Annotated in this window: 10 protein-coding genes; all 10 read left to right on the top strand. The window is 49.3% G+C overall.

Annotation, left to right across the window (positions count from 1 at the left end):
• Nucleotide 1: 1 nt before the first annotated feature.
• The 10 genes from D3222_RS06960 to D3222_RS06910 all read left to right on the top strand — a co-directional run bounded on the left by D3222_RS06960 (nt 2) and on the right by D3222_RS06910 (nt 25,053).
• Nucleotides 2–6,646 carry a type I polyketide synthase gene (locus tag D3222_RS06960; RefSeq protein ID WP_118985509.1) on the top strand — a complete coding sequence of 2,215 codons (6,645 nt, stop codon included), beginning with the start codon at nt 2–4 and terminating at the stop codon, nt 6,644–6,646.
• Between the two features lie 92 nt (nt 6,647–6,738).
• Entirely contained in the window at nt 6,739–10,992 is a 4,254-nt protein-coding gene (locus D3222_RS06955) for a hotdog fold thioesterase (protein ID WP_118985508.1), read from the top strand.
• A gap of 2 nt (nt 10,993–10,994) precedes the next feature.
• Complete coding sequence (locus D3222_RS06950) at nt 10,995–13,997, top strand: PfaD family polyunsaturated fatty acid/polyketide biosynthesis protein (protein ID WP_118985507.1); 3,003 nt, start codon at nt 10,995–10,997, stop codon at nt 13,995–13,997.
• 1,219 nt (nt 13,998–15,216) lie between these two features.
• Nucleotides 15,217–16,482 (top strand): DegT/DnrJ/EryC1/StrS aminotransferase family protein, encoded by a 1,266-nt coding sequence (locus D3222_RS06940; protein WP_198672763.1) that lies wholly within the window; start codon nt 15,217–15,219, stop codon nt 16,480–16,482.
• Between the two features lie 23 nt (nt 16,483–16,505).
• Nucleotides 16,506–17,159, top strand: coding sequence for a histidine phosphatase family protein (locus D3222_RS06935; RefSeq protein WP_157975298.1), 654 nt, complete (start codon nt 16,506–16,508; stop codon nt 17,157–17,159).
• Nucleotides 17,160–17,178: 19 nt separating this feature from the next.
• Nucleotides 17,179–20,859, top strand: coding sequence for a hypothetical protein (locus tag D3222_RS06930; protein WP_118985505.1), 3,681 nt, complete (start codon nt 17,179–17,181; stop codon nt 20,857–20,859).
• Between the two features lie 7 nt (nt 20,860–20,866).
• Nucleotides 20,867–22,780 carry a hypothetical protein gene (locus tag D3222_RS06925; RefSeq protein WP_118985504.1) on the top strand — a complete coding sequence of 638 codons (1,914 nt, stop codon included), beginning with the start codon at nt 20,867–20,869 and terminating at the stop codon, nt 22,778–22,780.
• A complete protein-coding gene (locus tag D3222_RS06920; RefSeq protein WP_118985503.1) occupies nt 22,773–24,023 on the top strand; it encodes an aminotransferase class III-fold pyridoxal phosphate-dependent enzyme in 1,251 nt (416 codons plus the stop codon). The genes D3222_RS06925 and D3222_RS06920 overlap by 8 nt, the downstream gene beginning before the upstream one ends.
• On the top strand, nt 24,020–24,793 hold the full coding sequence (locus D3222_RS06915) for a PIG-L deacetylase family protein (RefSeq protein ID WP_118985502.1): 774 nt from the start codon (nt 24,020–24,022) through the stop codon (nt 24,791–24,793). The genes D3222_RS06920 and D3222_RS06915 overlap by 4 nt, the downstream gene beginning before the upstream one ends.
• Nucleotides 24,778–25,053, top strand: a complete 276-nt coding sequence (locus D3222_RS06910; protein ID WP_118985501.1) for a DUF6137 domain-containing protein — start codon at nt 24,778–24,780, stop codon at nt 25,051–25,053. The genes D3222_RS06915 and D3222_RS06910 overlap by 16 nt, the downstream gene beginning before the upstream one ends.
• Nucleotides 25,054–25,058 lie beyond the last annotated feature (5 nt).

Raw genomic sequence — 25,058 nt, 5'->3', positions numbered from 1 at the left:
TATGTCTGAGACATATTTAGTGCACGATAAAAAAGGCCAGGGCGATATTGCTATTATCGGCATGGCCAGCCATTTCCCTGATGCCTCAAATCTGCATGAGTTCTGGGAAAACATAATGGCTAAAAGAGATTCTTTGACTGATATTACCACTGTGTCAGAGATAGAATATTGGAGCAAAGAGGATTTTTATGATCCAGATGCGTCGGCTGCGGATAAAACGTATGGTCATAAAGCCGGTTTTGTTCCTGCTATTGATTTTGATCCGGTGGAATTTAAAATTCCACCGGCCATTGTTGATTCAATTAGTACCGTACAATTATTTTCATTGTATGTGGCTAAACAGGCAATGCAGGATGCGGGATTAATTGGTCAAGAAAACAAGCGAGTGAACCGCGATCGCATCGGCGTTATTTTGGGCGGCGGCGGTAACGGCAATACCTTATTCTCGTTGGCGGGCCGTCAGCAAACCCCGTACCTGCGTAAAATCATGATCAAGTCCGGTTTGCCGGAGGCGGTTGTGGACGAAGTGATCGACCGGGTGCATGATTCATGCCTTGAATGGAATGAGGACTGTTTACCCGGTTTCCTCGGTAATGTGGCTTGTGGTCGCATCGCCAGCTATTTTGACCTTGGTGGGACGTCCTACATGGTGGATGCCGCCTGTGCGAGCAGCCTGGCGGCGATCAAAGCTGCTATCGGTGAACTCAATTCAGGCAGCTGTGATGCTGTGCTGACGGGAGGCGTTAACCTGGAGAATTCAGCGTTCTCTTTCGTATGTTTCAGCAAAACCCCGGCACTGTCGAAAAGCAACTTGTCGCGCCCTTTCGATCGTGACTCCGATGGCATCATGCTCGGTGATGGTGTTGGCATGCTGGTGCTGAAACGTCTGGAAGACGCCGAGTTGGATGGTGATAATATCTATGCGGTGATCAAATCGCTCGAGGCATCCAGTGATGGTAAAGCGAAAAGCATTTTTGCCCCCCGTTATGAAGGCCAGGTAAAAGCACTCAAGCGTGCTTATGCCCGTGCCGGCCTCACTCCAGCGGACATTCAACTGGTCGAGGCGCATGGCACCGGGACGGCCACCGGTGACAATACAGAGCTGAAAAGTCTGCGTATGGTTTTCGATGAGCACAAGGTGGCGGCGAAATCGGTGGCCATAGGCAGTATTAAGTCACAGATTGGTCATACCCGCAGTGCGGCGGGGGCAGCATCAATGATCAAAGCGACGCTTGCCCTGCATCACAAAGTGTTACCTCCCACGATCAATGTCACTCAGCCTGACGAAATGCTGTCCGGGGATAACGGGCCATTCTATGTCAATAATGAGCCTCGTCCCTGGTTACGATCTCTTAACGGCGCGCCACGCCGCGCTGCCCTCAGTGCTTTTGGTTTTGGGGGAACAAATTTCCATGCGATCTTGGAAGAGTATGAGCGAGAGCCGCGTGGCGCCTATCGTTTGAATGGACAGGTAGTCACGTTGCTGTTCAGCGGCGAGAACCCTGAACAACTGCTAACTAAGTGTGAGGGGGCGCTGGCGCGTTTTGGCCGCGCGTCGTCTGCCGGGCAGGCGTTACGTGAGCATCTTGCACATCAGGATCTTAACGGGTTGCAACCTCATCAAGCACGTCTGTTGTTTGTTGCCACATCTGGCACACAGGCGGCGGAGATAATGGTGGAGGCAGTAAAACAGTTGAAGCAAAGGCGTGAAAGTGGCTGGGAACACCCTCTGGGAATTTACTACCAGCCCTCGGCCAAAGACTTGGATGGAAAAGTGGTGGCGCTGTTTCCTGGACAGGGATCGCAGTATGTCAATATGGGCCGTGACATTGCCAATGACTACCCTGAAATGCGCCAGGCGCTGGAGGCTTTGGATGTGCTGGCGGCCAACGAGCGTGGTCAGGGGCTGTCGCACGTGATTTATCCCACTCCGGTATTTTCCGATGCTGAACGGCAACAACAAAACGAGCTCCTGACTGATACGGCCAATGCCCAACCGGCATTGGGGGCTATCAGCGCCGGCTATTTTACGATTTTGAAAGAGAATGGTTTTAACCCAGATTTTGTTGCTGGTCACAGCTATGGTGAAGTTACCGCTTTATGGGCGGCTGGCGTGCTGTCTGATGCTGATTTTTACCGTGTGTCACTGGCGCGGGGAACGGCTGCGGCGTTTGCCGCCGCTGACCAGGGAGCAGACTCAGATGCAGGGGCAATGCTGGCGGTGTCTCTAACATCAGAGCAACGTGAAGATGTGCTCAAACTCTATCCGGGGATTACCGTCGCCAACGATAACTCTGCTTCGCAGGTGGTGCTGGCCGGAGCCACAAGATTGATCCATCAGCTGCATGATGAACTGAAGGCCAGCCAGATTCACTGCCGCATTTTACCCGTGTCGGCCGCGTTCCATACCGAATTTATCCAGTCAGCTTATGCGCCATTTCGCGAACATTTGGCACAAATCAACTTCCAGCCACCTCAGTGCTCACTGTTCTCAAGCGCGACGGCGGCACCTTACGGCAAGTCGCCTGCGGACATTGCCAACCTGCTGGCGGAACAGTTGGTCATGCCAGTGCGTTTCCGTGAAACGATCGAAACCATCTATCAGCATGGTGGCCGCCTGTTTGTCGAGATTGGGCCAAAAGGGGTGTTGAGTAAGCTGGTTGCGGACATCCTCAATGGCAGAGAGCACAGCATCATCTCGGTCAGTACCAGTCATAAAGGCGAGGAGAGATTACAACTGGCGCGAGCCCAGGCCAGGTTACTGGCAGAGGGAGTCAGGTTAAATGCCCTGGACCGGCATGCCCGTGTACAACCGCCATCGGAGGAAAAAAACAATCGTCTGACTTTCAAGCTCAGTGGCGGTTTTTTCATGTCAGATAAGAATCAGGAACGGCGTGAACGTGCGATGCGTGACGGCGACACCGCTGTGGTGGAACGGTTCATCACCAACCGTGCACCTGAGGCAGCATCAGTGATCTCCAGGCCAGCTCCGGCGTCGGTGGTAAAGACGGGATCGCTAAAGGGTCCTGCTCCATTTATTCAACAAAGCACGCCGGTTGCAATTCAGAAGCGAGGCAACACTATGGGACAGAATAATCAATTGAATGAGAACGTGGGTAAGAGCAATTTGGATGAGCTGCTGCATGCGCAACGGGTCATGAGCCAGCTGCATGAACAGTTCCAAACCAATCAGAAAGAGTATATCCAACTGCTGGGGCTGTTGTTGAACAAGCAATACACCCTGTTGGAGAAGTTCCAGGATCACCAGAACCTGCCGGCCATGTTGTCTAGCCTGGGACAAAGTGTGCAGTTGTTGGATAAAAACCTGGAGCTGTATCACGCCAACCATGAGCAATATTTTGCCACCCAGCAGAGCTTATTCCAGTCGGGGCAGGCTATGCAGCCGGCAGTTGCCGTCGTAGCGCCTAAGGCTGCTCCTGTCACCGCGCAGGTCCCAACTATGGGAGAAATTGCCGCGCCGCGCCTGACCATGCCAGCCACCACTTCTGAGCCGATAGTGAGTCAGCCGGTTGCGCCGACTAAATCCAGCGTGAGCGACCCGGAACTGGAAAAACAAATCAAACATTTTGAGCAAATTACCGAGGCGAAAATCATTGGCAAATTGGTTGCCATCGTCAGCGACAGAACCGGTTACCCGCAGGATATGATTGATGAGGAAATGGATCTTGAGGCCGATCTCGGCATTGATTCTATCAAACGTCTGGAAATTTTCGGCGTGATGTTTGATGCCTTTTCCGCAGACACCGGCATTTATCACGATGCGTTGAAGAACAAGTATCTGGAAACTTTCGATATCGAAGTACTGAGCAATATCAGTAAGATCTCCGTGTTTTTTAAACAAATGAACGATGAGATTATCGCCGATATCCGTCGTAAAAATTCGGGCTATGCGCCAAAGGATTCCTTTATTGAAGACAATCCCAGTGAACAGGATAGAGGCCAAGTTCTGCACAACCTAAGAGAGTCAGAAGATGTGAGGGCAGAAACACCGCTGCGCACGCTGGGCTTTGTTACCTCAACCGCCTCTGTGTCAAAGGCCGCCAGCGCAAAAAAGTCTTTGGCTGAACCGCAACTGAATGTTACACCTGCGGTTCAGCCTATTCCTGCCGAAGAGGTTGCGCCAGTTGAACCTCGGGTTGCTCGTTATACGGTAATGTTACGATCGTTACCAGCTCCAGACTGTTACCCGCTGACGTTTGCGTTGTCGCGCCTCTGGCTGGTGGTGGACGAGGGTAAAACAGTTGTCGATGAAGTGGTTAAGCAGCTGAAACAGCGGGGCCAGCGGGTGGCGGTACTGGCTCTGAATGCGGGAATGGCAAAAAATGAAAAGTATGTCAAAACCGCCGGTCACTACGTACTGAACTGCGCTGATGAAGCCACATTGGATGCGGCAATCAGTGAAATTGAACAGGAGCAGGGGCCGATTGATGGCGTGATCTACCTTCAGACGCCACGGCAGAGTGTGAAAACGCTGGCTAAGGTGTTCAGTGCACAGGGTTATCTCTCGATTGAAACCACGTTCCTGCTGGCCAAGCGTTTACAGGGCAGTCTGAACCGAGATGAAAACCATGCGGGCTACTTCTTTATCGTAGGTCGTGGGGACGGCGCGCTGTCCACATTGAACGACAACGGGCTGGCAGAAGTGGTCGCAAGTGGGGTCAGCGGGTTGACCAAATCATTGAATATTGAGTGGAAAAACGTATTCTGCCGTACTCTCGACATCGACGCCCAAGTGAAACCGCGTGATGTTGCCCTGATCCTGATCGAAGAGTTGCAGGATAGCTGTACCGATCTGACCGAAGTTGGCCGTGGTGTGAATGGTGAGCGCATGACACTGGTGCTTGCAGCGAAGGAACCTGTTGATACACCGCTCCAGGTCAGCCGTGAGGACGTTTTTGTGGTGACCGGCGGGGGACGTGGCATCACGGCCCAATGTATCATCGAGATGGCGAAACTCAGCCAGGCACGCTTTGTCCTGTTGGGAAGAACCGATTTGGACGCGCCTTTGCCGACATGGGCACAGGGTACCACCACGCTCAATGAGCGCCAGGCTGCGGCGATCGCCTATCTGCAATCCCAACAGGTTCAGCCAACGCCGGTGAAAATTGATGCCATGTTGAGCGGGATGCTATATGCCGATGAGATTAACCAAACCTTGCAAGAGCTCAGGCAGGCTGGGGGAGATGCTTGTTACCTGAACTGTGATATTACCGATGTACAGCAGGTTGCGGCGGCGGTTGCCGCAGCACAGCAGGCATTTGGACCAGTGACGGGTATCATTCACGGTGCCGGCAACCTGGCGGACAAGCGTATTGAGAAGAAAATGCTGGATGATTTACGCTCGGTGTTTGACGTTAAGGTCAAAGGGTTGGAAAACCTGTGCCAGGTCGTGGATATTGCTAGTTTGCGCCATGTAATGCTGTTCTCATCCGTTGTCGGTTATTTCGGCAATGCCGGGCAAGCCGATTATGCGATGGCCAATGAAACCCTGAGTAAATTTGCTTACCTACCACTGAAAGGTGACAGTCGTCTGGTCGTCCGTGCCATCAACTGGGGGCCGTGGGACGGAGGCATGGTCAACGACACATTAAAACGTACCTATAGTGCCCGCAACATGGTGATCATTCCTGGCAATGTGGGAACACGCTATTTCGTACAGGAATTTACTGATACTGAATCTAAGCAGGTAATTGTTGGTGGTGAAAACTACAAGGCCACGCGTCAGGTGAAATCGCTGCCGGATGAGGAGCAAGTTAAGCGTTTGTTGACGCTGGAAGCCAATCCGTTCCTGCGCCACTATGTCATCTGCGACAACCCGGTATTGCCGGCCACTGCCGCTATTGGCTGGATGACGCGCATTTGTGAAGAGCGTTTTCCGGGCTACCAGCTTCAGGACGTGGTGGATTTCAGCGTATTGCAGGGGATTGTGTTTGATGGTACCCAGCCTAGCGACTACACTGCGGTGTTGACGCCCAACTGCGGCTATGTGCGAGGGGATGAGCGGCTGGCGGTAGATATTTCTATCACCAGTCAGCAGGGAAAAAGCACGGTTGAACACTATCAGTCCACGCTATTCCTCACCACTCAACGCCGGGCAGCGGCCTGCGAAGAACTGCATACCGATTTGCACACTCAGATTGCTCTGGCTCATCCTTTGTATGGCGATATGCGTCAAGGCAGAATGTTGTTCCACGGCAACCTATTTCAGGGAATACGCAAGGTTATCCATATTGATGATCAATACCTGATATTGAAATGCCGACTGGATGACGTAGCGCCTGAATTACAGGGACAGTTCCCGGTCAATTCTTTCAACCTGTTTATCTATGATGTCGCTTTGCAACTGCCCTTATTCTGGCTGATGCAGCGCTTGGATAAAGCAGGCCTGCCATGCGCAATTGGGAAAATTGAACAATATGCTACCTTGGCATTTGGTGAAGAATTCTATGCTGCTATGCGAATTAATACCAAAACCGCCTTGGCGCTGGTTGTTGATATTACCTTGCATGACTTAATGGGGAATATTTACGGTCGTTTGCATAATGTCAAATTTACCGTCTCGGCTGCGTTGAGGGAATTATTCACCCAAGCCGACTCGAAACAGGTGGAAAAAAACACAAGGTAATCTTTCCGGATAAAACAAAATCAGTTTGATATGTACCTGGGGGCAGTCGTAGCGCTCAGGAGAATCTTGTCATGCTTAGGAGTTACTCTGTCATGGAAAATATTGCGATTGTGGGGCTGGGCTGTCTGTTTCCTGAGGCAGATACCATTGAAAAGTACTGGGCAAACCTTTGCCTGAAAAATGATAGTACAACCCCGTTATCTGCTAAGGAAGTCGGTGTTGATCCTGCATTTTATTATCATCCGGTTTCAGGCACCGTTGATAAAATAAGCTATAACCGAAATGGACACGTTCGCGATTTTCACTTTGACGCGAAAGGTTATGCACTGCCTGAGAATGAAATACTGACTTTGGATAATTTGTTTAAATGGACGATTTATACGGCGGCAGAGGCGCTGAATGATAGTGGATACCGTGATAAACAGGCCGTGTTAAAAAAGACGGGGTTGTTAATTGGTAATATAGGTATGCCGACGCATAGTGGCAAGCGTTTGATGAGCCCGTTTTACCATCGTTTATTAACGCCATATATCCAGCAATTAATTGGACGACCAGATTTCAGCTTCGATCAATTCTGGCCGGAAGAGGTGCATTCAGATCTTAACCTGATAACGGGTGGGCATAATGCCACCATCGCCGCCCAGGCATTGGGCTTGCAGGGGCCGAGTTATGCCCTGGATGCCGCTTGTTCATCGGCACTTTACGCAATAAAAATGGCCGCAGATTACCTTGCTTGCGGCAAGGCAGAGATGATGCTGGTCGGCGCTGTTTGCCATGCCGATCATATCTACGTTAACCAAGGGTTTAATATCCTGCGGGCCTTCCCGGATGGTGGTGCCTCGGTGCCCTTTGAACGCACCTCCGAAGGGTTGAAAGCGGGTGAGGGAGTTGGCATTGTGGCGATCAAACGTTATGCCGATGCCATTCGTGATAATGACAAAATTTATGGCGTAATTGAATCGATCGGTTTATCCAACGACGCTGGGGTTAAGCACATTCTGGTGCCAGACGTCAACGGACAGCGCTTGGCGCTGGAGCGCGCCTACCGCAACAGCAGCCCCGATATAGACTATCTCGAATGCCATGCCACCGGTACCCCGGTGGGTGATCAAATCGAATTGGCGACGGTTGAAGCTTTCTTTGATTGTGCGAAAAAGAGGCCACTACTGGGAGCTAACAAGGCCAACAATGGTCACATGCTGACGGCGTCTGGTATGGGCAGCTTGTTGAAGGTGATCCTGTCCATGCAGCACGATCTGATTCCTGCGACCCTTGGTGTGCAGCAACTGGTGACCACGCCGGCTGGTCAGCTTGGTCTGGAACACGTGGTTCGTAGTACCCAGCCGTGGCCGGCCAATGGCCGGCCAAAGCGTGCCGGAATTAATGCGTTCGGTTTCGGCGGTGTCAATGCCCATATGGTCATCAGTGAGGATCATCCACGGTTGCGTGCCACGCAAAGCGAATCCTGGAGCCCGCTGGTGATCGCGCCTCTGGCGCTGGTGGGTATTGGCGTACACTTGGCGCAGACGGAGGATACCGATACCCTGGACCAGGTGGTGCAACAAGGGATACAGCATTTATATACGCTGCCGCCAACGCGCTGGATGGGCATTGAACAACGTGCTGATGTGTTGGCGATGCGAGGGGTAGAGCAACCGCCGCTAGGTTCCTACATTGAGAAATTTGAGTTCGACTGCAAACGCTTCAAACTGCCACCGAACGTAGTCGGCCCGTATCTGCTTTCCCATCTATTTTTATTGCCGGTGGCCGAGCGTGCCTTCATCGACGCGGGTTATGCGTTGGACGGCAGTAAACGCAACATTGCCGTGATTGTAGCCGGAGGGGTGGACTATGGCTGTTTACGTAACCAGGCACGCAATGAAATCAGCTGGCAATTGGCGCAGAGTCTGTGCAGTCACGGCATCGAACTGCCTGACACCGATGTGCAGGCGTTACAAACCATCCTGAAGGATAGCTTGTGCCCAACCCCGTACCCGGAGGGCATTACCGGTGGGATTGGTAACGTGGTGGCGAGTCGGCTTGCCGCTCACTTGCACCTGAATGGCCCGGTATTCTCGTTGTACAGTGAAGAGAGTGCACCGTTCAAAGCCTTTGAACTGGCACAGTTCATGCTCGCCCGCCAACAGGTTGATGCCGTGATTGTTGCCAGTTGTAGTTTTGCCGGCGGGGTAGAAAACGTCTTGTGGGACCATCAGTCGTGTCAGGCGAATCAGGCGGTGGGTGATGGTGGTGGTGTCGTGGTGCTGCGGCGCGAACAGGATGCTCTGCGCGAGACCATTCCCATTTATGCGGTGGTTGAAGGCTTGGCGATCGGCCATGCGGCGGATCGCCAACTGGCGTTCAGCGCCGATGAAGAGGAGATGGTTACGGCGATGACGCAGGGGCTGGCGGCAGCGGGTTGCACCGAGGGACAGATAGACTACCTTGAAATTTACGCTGGTGGGCGGCCTGATGAGATTGCCACCGAGCTGGCCGCATTGGGCCGGGTGTATGCTTCGCCACAGCGCCAGGCGCCGCTGACCCTCGGTACACTGAAGGCGCACTATGGTCATCTGTCGGCAGCCAATGGCTTGCTGGGAATTATCAAAGCGGCGTTGCAACTTACCCAGCGCTATCTGCCGGCGTTGCCCGATTATGCACAATCCACTCAGTTGACCTACAGCGCCGGAGATCATTTTTCCCTGCCGAGACAAACGCAGTTCTGGCCGCAACCGGCACAGGGGCTGCGGCGTGCGGCAATCAACCATATCGGTATCGACCGCGCCTACAGTCATATGATCCTGCGCGAATCGCAGGATGGGCCGCGTGCCCGGCCTGCAAAAGCCACGGTACCGGCTGCGGGGGAGTTTAAGGTCACGGTCTATACCGCTAGGGAGAAAATGCTGGCCGATTTCATCATCAACGAGGCCAATCTGGCATATTTCTCGGGGGCGGTGAACATCGCGACGAACCCTGATACCCAGGTGACTCCTGCGGCTACCGCGCTCAAGTACTTGGTGCGCAATGCACAAACCCAACTACAGTATCTGCGCCTTGAGCAGTCCTATTATCAGTTGCTCAATCACATCCTCAGTGAGCATTCCTCAGCAGCTGCGAGTGCGCCGCTGTTCGATGAGAGCCAGATTATTGAGCTGACTGACGGTTTGGTTGCGAATGTGCTGGGGGCAGAGTATGCCAAGGTGGACTGTTATCCGGTACGCACTCGTATGCCGTCCCCGCCGTACCTGTTTGTCTCGCGTATTACCGCGCTGTCAGCGGTTAAGGATCGGCTTGAGCCTTGCTACATTGAGTGGGAGTACGACATTCCTGTTGATGCCTGGTATGTGGTGGATGGCAAGGCTCCGATTTTTATCGTCCTGGAATCCTCCCATGCGCTGATAGTGGCCTTCACTGTCATCGGCTGCGACCACCTGTTCAAAGGGCTATTGGGCTACCGCGCGGTAGACAGTCAGACCACGGTGTACAGCGAGATGCCAAAGGCGGGTGAGGTGCTGCGTGGCCGGGTCGATATCAACTCCTGCGTGCGCGCTGGAGGGATGGTCTTGATTGCCTATGAATATTACTGCTACGTCGGTGAGCGACTGGTGTTAAAACAGACAGGTAATTCCGGCTTCTTCACCATGCGCGAGATCGCCAAAGTCAGGCAGATAGATACCGCGCCGTATTTTGCCGCCGCAAAACTGGCCCAACCCTTCACTCCGCCACTGCGTTGCTTGCGTCAACGCTTTGACGAACAGCATATCAGTGCCCTGATGCAAGGGGACATCGCCGCCTGTTTTGGTCCGCAGTATGCCCATGAAGGTGCCGTCAAATTTTCTGCTCCACATTCACGCATGCTTAGTCGGGTGCTGAATGTTGATTTGTCCGGCGGTGCTTTTGGCTTGGGGGAGGTGATCGGTGAGGTGGATATTGATCCCGAACACTGGGTATTCAAAGTGCATTTCAAAAACGATCCGGTCATGCCGGGAACGTTATTGGTTGAAGGCTGCGAACAGTTGGTAAAGTTCTACCTGTATTATCTTGGGCTGAACTCGCAGAGCGATTTGGTCTCCCACACGCTGTACAACCTTCAGTGCAGCGCCAAATTCCGCAGTGAAGTGAAGTGCGAACGTGACGTGTTGCGTTATCGCCTGACCTGTAAATCGATCGATGCTCAGTACCAGGATGATAGCACTACTTTGACGGCTATCTCGCTGATCTTCATTGCTGAAATCATCTATCGCGGCAACGTCATTGGTCTGTGTGATAACCTGGGTACAGGCTTTACCCGGCGCCTGCCTCTACCTTCCACTGCCTCTGCGGCGCTGTTGACACAGGGAGCATGAAAATGAGTCATCGTTTATCTGTTAACCAACACCCAGCATCTGCGCTGCCGCTGACGGCGGGTTCTGCTAGTTTGTATGATCTTGATCACGCTCTGCAAGTGGTGCAATTGGGTGACAGGGTGGCGCTGTTACCGGCCAATGAACCACTTCCTTCCGGGCAGGCGGTCGTGCTCGGCATGTTACCGGCGGTGACGGCAGCCGATCTGGGGGATAATAGTTTCCGCCGGGATTATGGTGTACGTCTGGCCTATTACGCTGGGGCAATGGCAAATGGTATTCATTCAGAAGAGATGGTGATCGCCCTGGGTCAGCACGGTATCCTCGGTATTTTAGGTGCTGGCGGGTTGAGCATTCCGCGTATTGCCAAGGCGATTACCACGCTGCGTCAGCACCTGCCCAACGGGCCATTTGGTGTCAACCTACTGCACAACCCCGGCAACCCGGAGTGGGAAATGGCCTGTGTACGGTTGTGCATGGAGCACCAAGTCAGGGTGGTTGAGGCTTCGGCCTACATCAAACTGAGCATGGCATTAGTGTACTACCGCACTTGTGGGCTGAAGCAGCAACAAGATGGCGGCATTCTGCGCCAAAACCGCATTATTGCTAAGGTATCACGCCGTGAGGTTGCTGAGTGTTTTTTGCGTCCGGCACCGGAAAATATCCTGGAAAAATTGCTGACTGAGGGGATGATTACCACAGAACAGGCAGCGTTGGCGCGTCAGGTGCCGATGGCGGATGACATTACCGTGGAAGGAGACTCAGGCGGCCATACTGATCAAGGGGTGCTATCCTGCATCTTCCGTTCCGTAGTGCAGCTACGCGACGACATTGAGCACGAGTCCGGCCACCGTTTCCGGGTGCGGATTGGCGCAGCAGGCGGCTTGGGAACCCCTCACGCCATTCTGTCTGCCTTTGCCCTCGGCGCGGCGTATGTGGTGACTGGCTCAATAAACCAGGCTTGCGTGGAGGCCGACACTTCTAAGGCGGTAAAACAGATGTTGGGCAAGGCGCAGATAGGTGACGTGGCGATGGCCCCATCGGCAGATATGTTTGAGTTGGGCGCTAAAGTACAGGTGCTGAAACTGGGCAGTATGTATGCGGTACGCGCCCAGAAACTCTATGCGCTGTATAAGCAGTACGACAGCCTGGACGTGCTCCCCGCTCAGGACGTGTCCCAGTTGGAAAAGCAGATCTTCCATAAGCCGCTGGCTGAAATCTGGCAGGAGACGGTGGCTTATTTCCAGCGTTGCAACCTGTCTGCGGTGATTGAAAAGGCGGAGCAGCAGCCAAAGAAAAAAATGGCGCTGCTGTTTCAGTGGTATCTCGGCCAGTCATCTCGTTGGGCGATAAGCGGTGAAGCGACGCGCCATATGGATTATCAAATCTGGTGCGGTTCGGCGATGGGGGCGATGAACGAGTGGCTACAGGGTACGCCACTGGAGGATGTGGCGCAGCGCAAGGTGGCGGAACTTGCCCACCTGCTGATGAGTGGCGCCGCCTACCTGACTCGCATTGCACTGCTTGAGCTTATGCATGTCACGCTTCCGGAACCGGTTAAGCGGTATGCGCCGTTTAACTTATCCAAAGGTGTGGATTATGCTAATGGCAATTCGACACCACAAACACAGGCGGAAAGTAAGCAATCTATAGACGCAGTAACAAAACTGTCATTGAAAAGTTCAACGGAGTTTTATAAAAAGTGCTGGGATCTGCTGCCTGGTGGCACTCATTACAACTTCGGCGATCCTGAACGGTCACTGGTGATCCCGTTCAACCGTGGGCGCAACTCGCGCGTTTGGGACCTGGATGGTAATGAACACCTCGATCTATTCTGTAAGTTCGGCGCTCTGTTTGTTGGTCATCACAATGAAGCCTACAACGAGTCGTTAATTCAGTACATGGGCAAGGTCACGTCGGTGGATACCTGCGATCTGGAAGTGGAAGTGTGTGAAACCATGGTGAAGTACATCCCCTGTGCCGAGATGGTCCGATTCTGCCTGAGTGGTACCGAGGCAGTACAGAATGCGTTACGTTTGGCACGCGGCTTTACCGGCAAAAATTGCTTTATCCGTTTCCACGGCCATTACCATGGCAATGCCGATAACATGATGGGATGGTGTAATAAGCAGGATCTTCGCTATCCGGCACCGGAGCAGTTCCAGGGCGATTTGCCCGATACCTGGGGGCAAGAGAGCGGTTCGAGTACTGGTCAGTCTTTTATGCTGCCGTGGAATGACATTGACGTGCTCGCGACGACTATTGAGCGCTATCACGACGAAATCGCTGCTGTGCTGATGGAGCCTATCTGTATCAACGGTGGCGGCATTTTCCCGCGTGAAGGCTATCTGGAGAAGGCCAAGGCGCTGTGTGAAAAATACAATATTGTGCTGATTTTCGATGAAGTTATCACTGGTGTGCGCCTGGGCCTCGGCGGTGCGCAGCAACTGCTGGGTGTCACCCCGCATTTGGCGACCTTCGGCAAGGCGTTGGGCGGTGGTGCAATGCCGATTTCCGCCATTGCTGGCCGCCGCGACATTATGAACCTGTATACCCGTGGCAAAGTAATTCATACCGGTACTTTCAACGGTTATCCGCTGGGGCTGGCGGCTATCAAGGCAACCTTTTCACTGATTGAGCGTGATCTGGGCTGCTACGACCGCATGGCCGGCATTACTCGTCAACTCGCTAATGTCTTCGTCAAGGCGGCTGAAGCGGTTGATCTACCTCTGGTGATTCAGGGCATGCCAACCGCGCTGGTGTACCACTCCCAGCAGGAGCCGGTAGAGCAATCCCTGGGTTACAGAGAGAAAGTAAAGTTCTGCGGCGGCATTATCCGCGAGACGGCTAAACACTACGGCATCCAGTTCTCACCGTTGTCGCGTATCTATTCCAACTTGCTGATGTCACAGGATGATGTGCGCTTCTTCGAAGAACGTATCTTCGATGCCATGGCTAACGCCCGCAAGATTATCGACACTACTTTCAAAGAAGGGATTGATACATGAGTCGGCAAATTGCCGTCATCACTGGTGAGGCAGGCGGTTTTGGTTCGGCAGTTGTCGAGGTGCTGCTGGATATCGGCTATCTGGTGACCGCGAAGGATATGCACTAAGCTGGATGAGCGTTCTGGCATATTATTTATCCAGGCAGCAGCAATTTGCCTTGCTATACCCGTTATCTTTCAAGTTGCCTCTTTGTTGGCTGCACTTGTTCACCCCGGTCACATAGTTAGCTATGCTCCCGGGGATTCGCTCCCTTGCCGTCGCGATGCATCTTGAAATCCATAGGGTATATATTTAACCTGTTTTTTTATTGCTACATTAAAAATCACTAAGGGGAGTCATCTTTATCCAAATATTCTTGTGCTAATTTTGATACATGATTTAGAAAATCTAACGCAGTGGTGTTCCATAATTCAGAAACAAATTCATCGTCATTCTAATTATAAAAATCTTTTTCTATATTACGCTGCTCAGGAATCAATCAAATTGACTACTGTATCGGTATTACGAAATGCTATTTAGTTGGAAAACAGTTTACTCAGTGTATAGAGTTAGCTAACTTTAATTCCAGAACTTGAAGCAAGCGATTGAATTGAAAAACCATTCTTTTAAATAAGAAGAAATGCACGATAAAGTCATAGGGACTTTCATCGAGCGTGAAAACTACATTTGACATATGCATCTAATTTTTTAATGTATAAGATTGATTATTAAGGTTAAATATATTGTCTGGTGTGTAACTCTAATTGGTAATATTATATTTTAATTTATGGTGTTTACGTGTGATGAATTAATTATGATGTGAATCACGATATTGAAAATTAGATTGTTAATTTATTGATTTTTTTTATGTGGTTTGTATTTTTATACAGAGTTTAAAATAAATCACGGATTGAGAAATTAAAAAATCTAACCAGGTAATACATCTTCTAGTAAGAAACAGGATGCCCAATGTTAATGTTTTTCAAATCTTGTAATTTTATTTAAATTAAACTTAAAAATAGTGTAACACCTTGCATTAAAGTGAAAGCCTATAGCTATAACTGAGTTTAAGGACTGAGTGTAGCGGTGCTATTGGTTATTTAACTTAGTAAACCGGTGGTAATTTACATAGGATATTCTATGTAAATGAAAGGGAGACATATCCCCTATAACTTAACGATACCTATGGATTTTTCGCTGGATTAATATCACTTCTTATTTGAAAAGGAGATTACTCATCGTGTCTAAACTGGCAATACATGGTGGCCCTTCCATTCGAACAATGTCTTGGCCTGGGTGGCCTACAAGTTCTTCCGAAACTGTAGATAATCTACTTTCTGTTTTAAATAGTCAGCGTTGGTCAATAAGTGGACCATACCGAGGGGTACCTTCTTTTGAACAGCGTTTTGCCGAAGCTTATGCACGTTACACGAATGCTAATTATTGTGTTCCTGCCTCCAGCGGTACTGCCAGCTTGACTATGGCTTTAGAGGCAGTAGGGGTCGGAGCTGGTGATGAAGTCATTGTACCTGGTTTATCTTGGGTCGCTTCAGCATCAGCTGTTCTTAATATTAATGCTATTCCAATGCTAACCGACGTGAATCCTCAGACAGGATGCTTAGATCCAAATGCGGTTGAAAAAGCAATGACTTCTCGCTGTCGTGCGATTACAGTTGTACACCTCGGTTCTGCGGTTGCAGATCTGAATGCCTTAATGCATATCGCAGAAAAAAATAATCTGCCACTCATTGAAGATTGCTCCCAAGCTCACGGTGCTCGTTTTGCCGGTCAACATGTGGGGACATTTGGTATTGCTGGAACGTTCAGCATGCAACACAGTAAGCTGTTGACCAGTGGAGAAGGTGGAGCGGTACTCACTCAAGATGAGCAAATTGCCAGACGATTAGCCCATCTACGCGCCGATGGACGCACATTAAGCAGTGTACCACCACCGTTGGATCATATGGAGTTATTAGAAACCGCTGAGCTAATGGGCTCGAACTATTGCTTGTCTGAATTTCATGCCGCAATTTTGTTAGCTCAATTAGAAAAACTTGATACCGAGAATGCTATCCGGCGCTGTAATGCTGAATATTTGGATGAACTGATGCTGCAAATTGACTGTTTTCCTCAGCAAACCACTCTAGGTACTACTGAGCGAGTCTATTATAGCTATGTCATTGGATTACCTGAATCTGTCTTAGAGAAGGCTTCAGTGGAAAAACTGGCGGAAGCCCTGTCAGCAGAGTTGAATTTACCTTGTAAGCCTATGTATGCCGCATTAAATCAATGTACGTTATACCAACCCGCGAGTCGGCGGCGTTTTGCATTAAGCAAAGACTTTCAGTCATCCGTTCAGCCGCAGCGTTTTAGTCTGCCAATAGCGGAGGCATTCTCCCATAGCCACATTGCCTTGCCGCATCATTTTTTACTTGCAGAAGAAATAGACATGCTTGATGTCCAGCGTGCTCTGGAGAAAGTAATGAGCCATGCCGAGCATCTGTGAATCACCAAAAGGCCAAAACTATTATGACGTCAACACATTGCCATCGTTTTGTGTTCATCCGACATGCAGAAGCAACATGCAATCTACAGGATGACCATGTGTTAATCAGTTCAGTTTTGCCTGATTCGCCACTGACGGAAATGGGCCAGCAACAAGCACAATTATTGGCGGATAATTTTCCCAAGGAGTTAATCGGAGACAAGATATTTAGCAGCCCAATGGTTCGGACAATGCAAACGGCCAAATTTCTCACTGCACGGTACAATTTACCGTTGATACCTGATGAGCGTTTGGAAGAAGTGCGTATAGCGCCTTCATTGATACCGCCATTGAGTTTGTCGGAATGGGATGCAATGTTGGAAGAACGTTTGAATAGTCCCACAATTAAAGTAAGACCTGAAGTAGAAACTGTTATTGAACAACGCGCACGAGTGACCGATTTTTTGCGTCAACGACACCAACAGCGTGGCCGGGAAAAGGTCACGGTGATCGTTTCCCATGCATTCACTATAGAGCTAGCAATGTTTGTGTTGTTAGGGCTGGAAATCTCCCTATTACAACGCTGGCATATGCGTATCAGTAATACGGCATTGCACGTTATAGAGAATGAAGAGATAGGTGGAAAATCGAGGCTTGTCCTTGTTAACGCGAAAAATCATTTGAGATTATGGCTTTAAAGGTAAGAAGATAAAACGTATGGCTGCAAAATTTGAACGATTACAACAACTTTCCCGGCACACTGATTTTTCAGCATTGGTTCCACCTTTAGTGGGATTTGCGGCTGATAAAGCGCTTGCCATTGTAAAGTATTATCCGCAAGCAGATACCGCGCTGCTACGCACCCTCTACAGTCAGTACATTACTGAGCACCCCGACTGGATAAAACAGGTTGAGAAAGTTTGTGGCCCAGCCCCCTGGATTATTCGCAGTGCGGGCTTAGAGGATGGTGATACTTTCGTGAATGCTGGAGGCTATGCCAGTATCATCTGTCATTGTCCGGCAGATTTTAGTGATACGCTTTCCATGGTGGCTTTCAGCGGATTTGAACCTCAATCCATTGAACAGCAACGGTTAAGTGATCCGGGTTATCAACCGAGGCCAATCACTTGTTTTGTTCAAAAATTGATTGAGGGTACGCCATCTACAGTGGACGCCTTACAGGCTCCGTATCTGACAGCCGATGCATGCCATGATTTAAATAAAATCATCAATCAATTACATCAATATCTCTCTGAAATTGCATTAGACACTGAGTGGGTTTTGGAAACGGATCATGGCCTGGTTTCCGTGACCGGATTGACTTTACATGCCTCTGAAGGTATTCGGGGAGAACTGGCGTTCGGTTTTGGTTTTGCGTCTGCACAATCTCCCGGCTCAAGGGCGAACTCTGTGGCCTATCATTGGCCAACGTTAGCTGCACCTTTGTGGTATGGCGCTCAATTATGTCAGGTTCGCGTGGATAAGATTTGGTTAGTACAGGCACGCCCCGCTCCGGGTTATGTACTTGAACGTCAGGTTGAACAGTTAACCGCTGAAGTGAAAGAAGAGCTGACACGCAGTATGCGGGCGGTTCCCGTAACAACATTGCTGCATCCGGCAAAGCCCAATTTAGGCGTTTTCCTCTCGGCATCCACATTAGACGATGCTTGGTCTCGTTACCTGCGTCTTCCTTTGCCAGTGCGATCCACTCTTGTGGCTGTCTTCGTTGAATCAGGAGTTGCCAGTGAACATGCTGGCATCATGTTCCGTCAACAAAAATTGCCCGTTTTTCTTACCCAGTTAACTAATATCCCCGCAGTTCCCTTGGTCATTATTAATAGTGTGGGAGAGCAAGTCTACTTTAGTACACAAAAACCACTTATCGAATTGGAAACGGAAACCATTGAATCGGTTAATTTGCCTGCGGCTGTACAGCATATTTTTGACGATGGAGAATCTTTGCCCACTACGGCGCTGTCTTCTCAAGATCTTTCGGATGTTTTGCAACGTGCGCTGGCTGGCTTACCGGTATTAGAGGAAAAAATCGGTGCCTCACTCAGGCAACGTACACTTTTCCCAACGGGCACGTGGTTACAGCATGGTGATATTGTCCGAAGCCCAAGTTTAACAGGTTGGCTCCTTGCACAAGTAGGTGAGAAAGCGATGACACTCTATCCTGCTCATTGGTCGGCAACCGATGCAACAACAGATTATCTCTGTGCTTTCAGAACCAAAACCGATCCGCAATTGACATTACCGCACTTATGTAAGGCCATCCCAACATTGGCAGACAAGGTCAGGCAACTCAATGACCTGCGCCTGCTGATGTTATTTATCAAAGCCGAATCATGGATTGAGAAAATTCCCGCGATACCATTGGCGCAATGGGTTGATGTTGCGATAACGTCCCCAAGTGGAGATGGGCGTCTGCTACTAGAATGTCTACTTCATGTGCTTGCGGATACAGATATTATTCCCATTTATGAAGATGCAGACCGGATCAACATTTTACATGCGTTAACCCAGTCAGCAGGTTCTACACTTTCTGTTCACGAACTGTTTGAAGTTATCCATCATCGCCAATTGTCACCGACTGCACTGGCGAATCTGGTTTGTGCGCCCAAAGCGTTTGCTGACTATGTGGCTTTCCTGTCTCCACTTAAGCGCTTTAAAGCAGCCGCGGCACTGGCAGGAGCGAGTGAAGCCGCTGATTTGCTACAAGCTACGGATAGCCTGATGAAAGAGTTACATCATGCGAAATTACCCACTTTGAGGGCACTTTGTCGCATAGATTTAGTGGATACTTACGATCAGGTACTCAAGGCGGTATTAGCCGATGTTGTTGATAGACATGAGCTGATCACGTATCAAAATTATCTAGATCTGCTCCGCGATTGGATGGAATTTGCTCAGCTATCAACGCTTTCCGCCACAGAAAAATCGGCATTATGCGCTTTCCAGGGATGGGTAGAACATGTTCGTCATAACCCCATGCCGGACACTTTTTTTCTTGAATTAAAAGAAGATGTTGTAGAAATCTTGGGGGATGATTTCTTACGTTGGCAGGCTTTAATGCCTGTCGCCGGTAATATGACACCGGAACAGCTACCGATAGAAAATGCCCACCAGTTACACAATCTATTGCATCAATGGATGCTGGTTCGTTTCCGGGCTGAATCAGGGCCTGATCTGCCCGCGCCTTTACGCAAATTGATCGATATCGCTGATGGTTTTGGTGATGCCCGCTCTTGCCTTTTAAGGTTAACTAATAACCTCTTTGAGATTTCTCTGCCCTTTGTCGTACACAAGGCCAGTTTCCTCTTTAATGAGAAGGAATTGGTTGTTGAATTCTGCGAGCTTCCGAATGCCCCGGAAGAGGAGATTGGTCGCTTATATGTCTTTGATGCATTGGCATCACGTATTTCAGAATGGAAACCACAGTGGCAGATATCATCAAATCGGGTCTGCCAATTAGGCACTTGGACACTTTTCTTACGCTTAAAACGTGCTGATGGCTTACATTGGCAGAGACAGGATCTTGAGCAACTAGTGCTTTGGTTGCGAGTGCTATTCGATACTGCTTACGATTTTTCCTATGTACCTAATGATGAAGTTTCCCATGTATATGACATGCTGGGGCATTCTCCTTGGTGTGAGCTATTCCACGCTTATGTCAATTACCGGGCTGTGATTGATTTTTCTGTTCAGCGTATCACGGTTTATTCGTTGCCCTTTGCCTCAACGCTCGCCGCACTCTGCCTGAATCAATCTATACGTGATGAGGTCACCAGCGCTTGCCTTGCTGGTTTTGACCATGCTTGGGATACTTTTCACCGAATTATTGAGAAGCTGGAAAAAACAGAGGATGACCAAGAACAGTGGGAATGCCTTCACACCACCGCAGGGCAGATGGGATTACTCCTTTCAGCAATATGGCCAGAGCAGACGCTGATGCGGATGGTACAAAAACCCCTCTCCCCGGTTGGGGCCGAACGGATCGCTGTCAGCTTGTTACATCGTCGTGATTTGTCGGCCACATTGCAGCAGTTGGTTACTGCTCCAGAAAATGCCGGATTGCGTCATTTAGTTTTGCACCACGTTCCTGAAATCGCGGTAAATGCAGGTTCTGCTGCCTCAATCGCGGATGAAATCGCGATTTGGCAAAGTCAGTTTAAACGCTGCAAAGAGTACTTGCTTGCCTATCATGCAAATGGACTCTCTGAGGGCCAATGTCAACAATTTGTCAAACAACTTAGTCTTATCCCTTATGGCATCACAGAGGAAATTGAAACGTATATTCAACGTGCTCTGGCCCCTATAGCCACAGAGGAGAAAGGCCGTTTTAAATTGTCTGAAGTTGATCCGATTGCGATTATTAGCACTATGCGGACAAAATGAGGGCAGAATGACCAAATACCGTGGCAAGGTCGCCAGAATGCAGATTACACCCTCAGAGTTGGTGGCGAAGTTATTCGCCACCGAATATGCTCAAAACGGTGATGGTTATGTATCAGCTTGCGCTCTGGGGCAAATATGGAGCGACTTGAGTCTTCTTACTGAAGCCAGCCAGCAGCCGTTATCAGTCCGCCGTCAGGCCAAATGTTCTGCTACACATGCGCAGCAGGTCGCTTTGTCTATCGCTTGTGGCCACAAAATCACGGCTGAAACGGAGTGTTCCCAACAAATATGCCTTGTATTGCAAGGTCAATTTTCTCCCTGGATGGATCTACTGACCCGTATTTTGGCCCTCCCCTTGCCAGAGTGTTATGGCTATGATTTAGGGGATACCGAAGTTTGTGTGGATGATGCAATCCGTTTCGCCAGCCAGTTTGCCTCCGGGCGTTCCATCGTAGTTGTCGGTCTTCGCAGTGGTGGGAGTTTTCTTACTCCACGTTGGGTTGCAGGATTAACTCAGATTAATGGTGTGCCCCCTGCATGGCTAACACTGCGCCCTTTAAGGCATATTAACGCCTATTGTCAGTACCATCCTTCAGAGTTGGATACTCTATTTCGTCTTCTTGACGCACAATCTGAACGTCCAGACGTCGTGATTGTTGATGATCAACCCGATACTGGCAATACCGTTGAAAAACTTGCGGAATGGTTAGCTGTCAAAGCAGAAAACATCTGGTTTGCTAGCATTGGGCATGTGAGAAAAATCACAACATCAGCTTCATGGTCAACCGTATTTGTGCGATCACCACTGATGACACGTGAACGGCGTCCACTCTGGCAACTGTTGTTAAAAAATGATCACCGCCATTTTCTTTCTACATTGACTTCCGCGATATCAGCGTCTGATTTACTAAATTCGACAATAATAAATAACGCTGATACACAGATCTTTATCCATTGCCCAACAATGGAAAAAAGATATGGCTTGGGTGAGGCTTGGTTGCCCTGGAACTCGCCAGCAATGGAAAAATATGCCAGAAGGTTGATTAACCCCAAAAAAACCCCCTTGTTGGTCACGGATAAACATGAAACGCCATTGTTGCACCTGAGATTTATCGGGGAAAGCACCTATGGACTCACGGAATTCAATCGGGTGAAGCAAGCCAATACTGCCCATCCTAAGGCGTGGTTTCTTGATGGTTATCATATTGCTCAACATCTTCCGGGATTGCGGCCATTACGGGATCTTATGGCTGAAACACCTCATGAAAATCATCAGATTTGGCTTACACAGTGCAACGCTATTATTCAGTCTGTCAGCCAATCGCCATTAATAGATATTGCCGGCCAGCTACCTCAGATTCCAATAGGCGCAGCCATTCGTAATGCATGGGAACGCCTGCAACACAAAATGGGTAAAAGTAAATTGAGTGAACACAAATTACCTGACTTACCCATTTGGCTCGATTCGCTCAATATTCCTCCTTTTGCAGGAAGTACCCGACCAATACGCTCTTCCCTTAGCTATGCTTTTGGTGATTGGCACTGGCAAGTTGGCAATGACGGGCATCTCTACCGTTTTCATCAGGAGGCTAACTGGGGAGGGGTAAGTTGGCCAGAATTGGAGATAGCTGTTTTTCTGTTGGTATATCAACTGCCGCCCGCCACATTACAGCTGATGTACAACAGTAACCAGACAGAGAATGATAATTCACCAGTGATATTCACTTCCTTACCTGTTGCGCTGCTTTTACTACTTGACGGTTTCCGCCGGGAAGTACGTCAATTTAGCCCTATAGGTAAGATGCGCGTATGTGAAGATCTCACCTTGTTATTCCAAACTTTTATCCAGTACCACAACTTGATTATTGAAAGCATCGCGAATATGCAACCGACTGAAATATCGAGGAGTGTCTATGAGTAAACCTGAAAAAATCGCCTCTGCTGTCGGCGTACCGGCACCAAACTTACGTGCTCTATCCGCAAGTGGCGCTATCGTCAGACTGAGTGATGGAAAAGACTATATTGACCTGATGAATGGCAAAGGTAGCATCACGTTGGGGCACCATCATCCGGCAGTCACAGAAGCAATAATCGCCAGTTTAAATAATAAACAGGGGTCTTCCACCTGTTGGTCAGAACCTTTTGAGGCTCTTGCAGAAATCATTGTTGCTGATAGTGGTATCCCGAATGGGCAAGTTGCTTTTTTCAGCTCAGGAACGGAAGCCTGCCGTGCTGTTGTCCAGTGTGCCCGGAAGATAACAGGCAAAAAAATCATCGCCAGCGCAGGTTACCACGGCTGGGGGGATTTATGGGCTTCGCCTTCCCATTTTTTGCAGCCAAATGAAAGCGGCATTATCGATTTCTACTTCATCCCTGAATTACTGGCTGATGTGTTAGAAAACTATCATGGCGAAGTCGCAATGGTGATGATTTCTCCCGACTATGTACATCTCAAACCAGAAACATTAAAAAAAATAGCCCATCTTGCCCGTGAATATGGCGTTCTATTTTGCAGTGATGAAGTCAAAAATGGCTATCGTTCAGTGACTGGTTCTGCGTTACCACAGGTTATTGGCGAACAGGCTGATTTTTATACTTTTGCCAAAGGACTATGCAATGGGCAACGCTTATCCTGCCTTGTCGGGCCAACTGAAATGATGCAAAAAACTAAACATATGACCTATACCGCCTACTTTGACACAGTGCCTATTGTTGCTGCTTTAGCCACATTGAAATATATGCATGACGAACAAGGCTACAAACGTCTGGTCACGTGTGGGTCAATGCTGGTAAACACATTACGCACACTGATTGCGCAGGCAGAGTTGCCAATAAAAGTTATGGGAGATGGACCATTACTGCAATTTATCTGTGCAACGCCAGAATTGGATGAGGCTTTCTATACTGCTTGCGGTAAACACGGCCTGTTACTGTATAAGTTTGATAATCAGGCTATCTCGCTGGCAACGGAAGCCGTTTTAACGAAATTAGAGATCCACTTCAAACAGGTATTTTCAGAACTTGCTCTACACTTTTCTACGCAGCACCAAATCCATGTCTCTATCGAGCGACAAATGGAAGCCGCATTCAATATGATCGACGGCGCCAGTGATGTTATGCCTGCTGCCGATGCTATCCATTGGTTACAAAGGTATGCATTATGAGCAGAATAAAAGACTGGTATGGCAAACGTTTGACCTTAATTGCTCCACATCCCGATGATATTGCTTATTCGATAGGTGGTTTCGTCTCACAATTGGCGGCTGTATCTACATTAGAGGTTGTGACCGTATTTACCCAAAGTCGATGGGCGCTCCCTAAATCCCTGCGTGATGTGGGTTCCGCCGTTATCAGTAAAGTACGGGTAAAAGAAGAGCAGACTTTTTGTCAAAATTTTAAGATGAAGTTATACCCTCTTGGGCTCTCAGATTCCAGCCTGTCCGGCTATGACGATGGGAGTGAGCGCCAATTGCAATTTACTCAGGGACAACTTACTAATGACATACGAACTTCAATCGTATTGGAGAAGCTACAGCAGGTCTTGGCAGAGTCCAGCCCTGATGTTGTGATTGCGCCAGCCGCCATTGGTCATCATATCGACCATCAGATTGTCCATCACGCCATTTGTTCACTACATAATCATCAATGGCAACTTGCTTTTTACGAAGACCTGCCCTATGCAGCTGAATTTACACTGGATATTTTAGAAAAACAGTTGACAGAGCGAAAATTCAGCATACTAGAAGCCATCAGTATCGATCAAACATTAGCAGATAAATACGCAGCACTATCTAATTATGCCAGCCAAACCGATCAGGAAACGATTGATGCAATTATTGTCCATGCACAACGTCTGGCACAAACATGTTTCCATACCGGGCAAGCAGTTTACCATGCAGAAAGATTTTGGGAGAAATCATGTCAATATCAGTAAGTTATATTCGTCAATTAATTATCAAAATCGCCTGTGAGACAACGGGAGATGACGCAGAAGAATTAATCAAGCGAGGGCGGTTAGAGATCCCTGCACGGGATGCCATTGAATTTATGGTACGTCTGGAAGCACTCCTTGATTGCACGCTGGGTTGGTCGAAATACGAACATCTATCAATGGAAATTAATAACCTCGCGGAAATAATAAACGAGAAGCTTAATGCACAATCATCTGATGAACCAATGCCATTATCACCTTAATTACA

It is taken from the genome of Photorhabdus sp. CRCIA-P01 (assembly GCF_003545805.1).
Lineage (GTDB): Bacteria > Pseudomonadota > Gammaproteobacteria > Enterobacterales > Enterobacteriaceae > Photorhabdus > Photorhabdus antumapuensis.
Note: the sequence above shows the minus strand (reverse complement) of the source record. Positions and strands in the feature narration are given on the sequence as shown.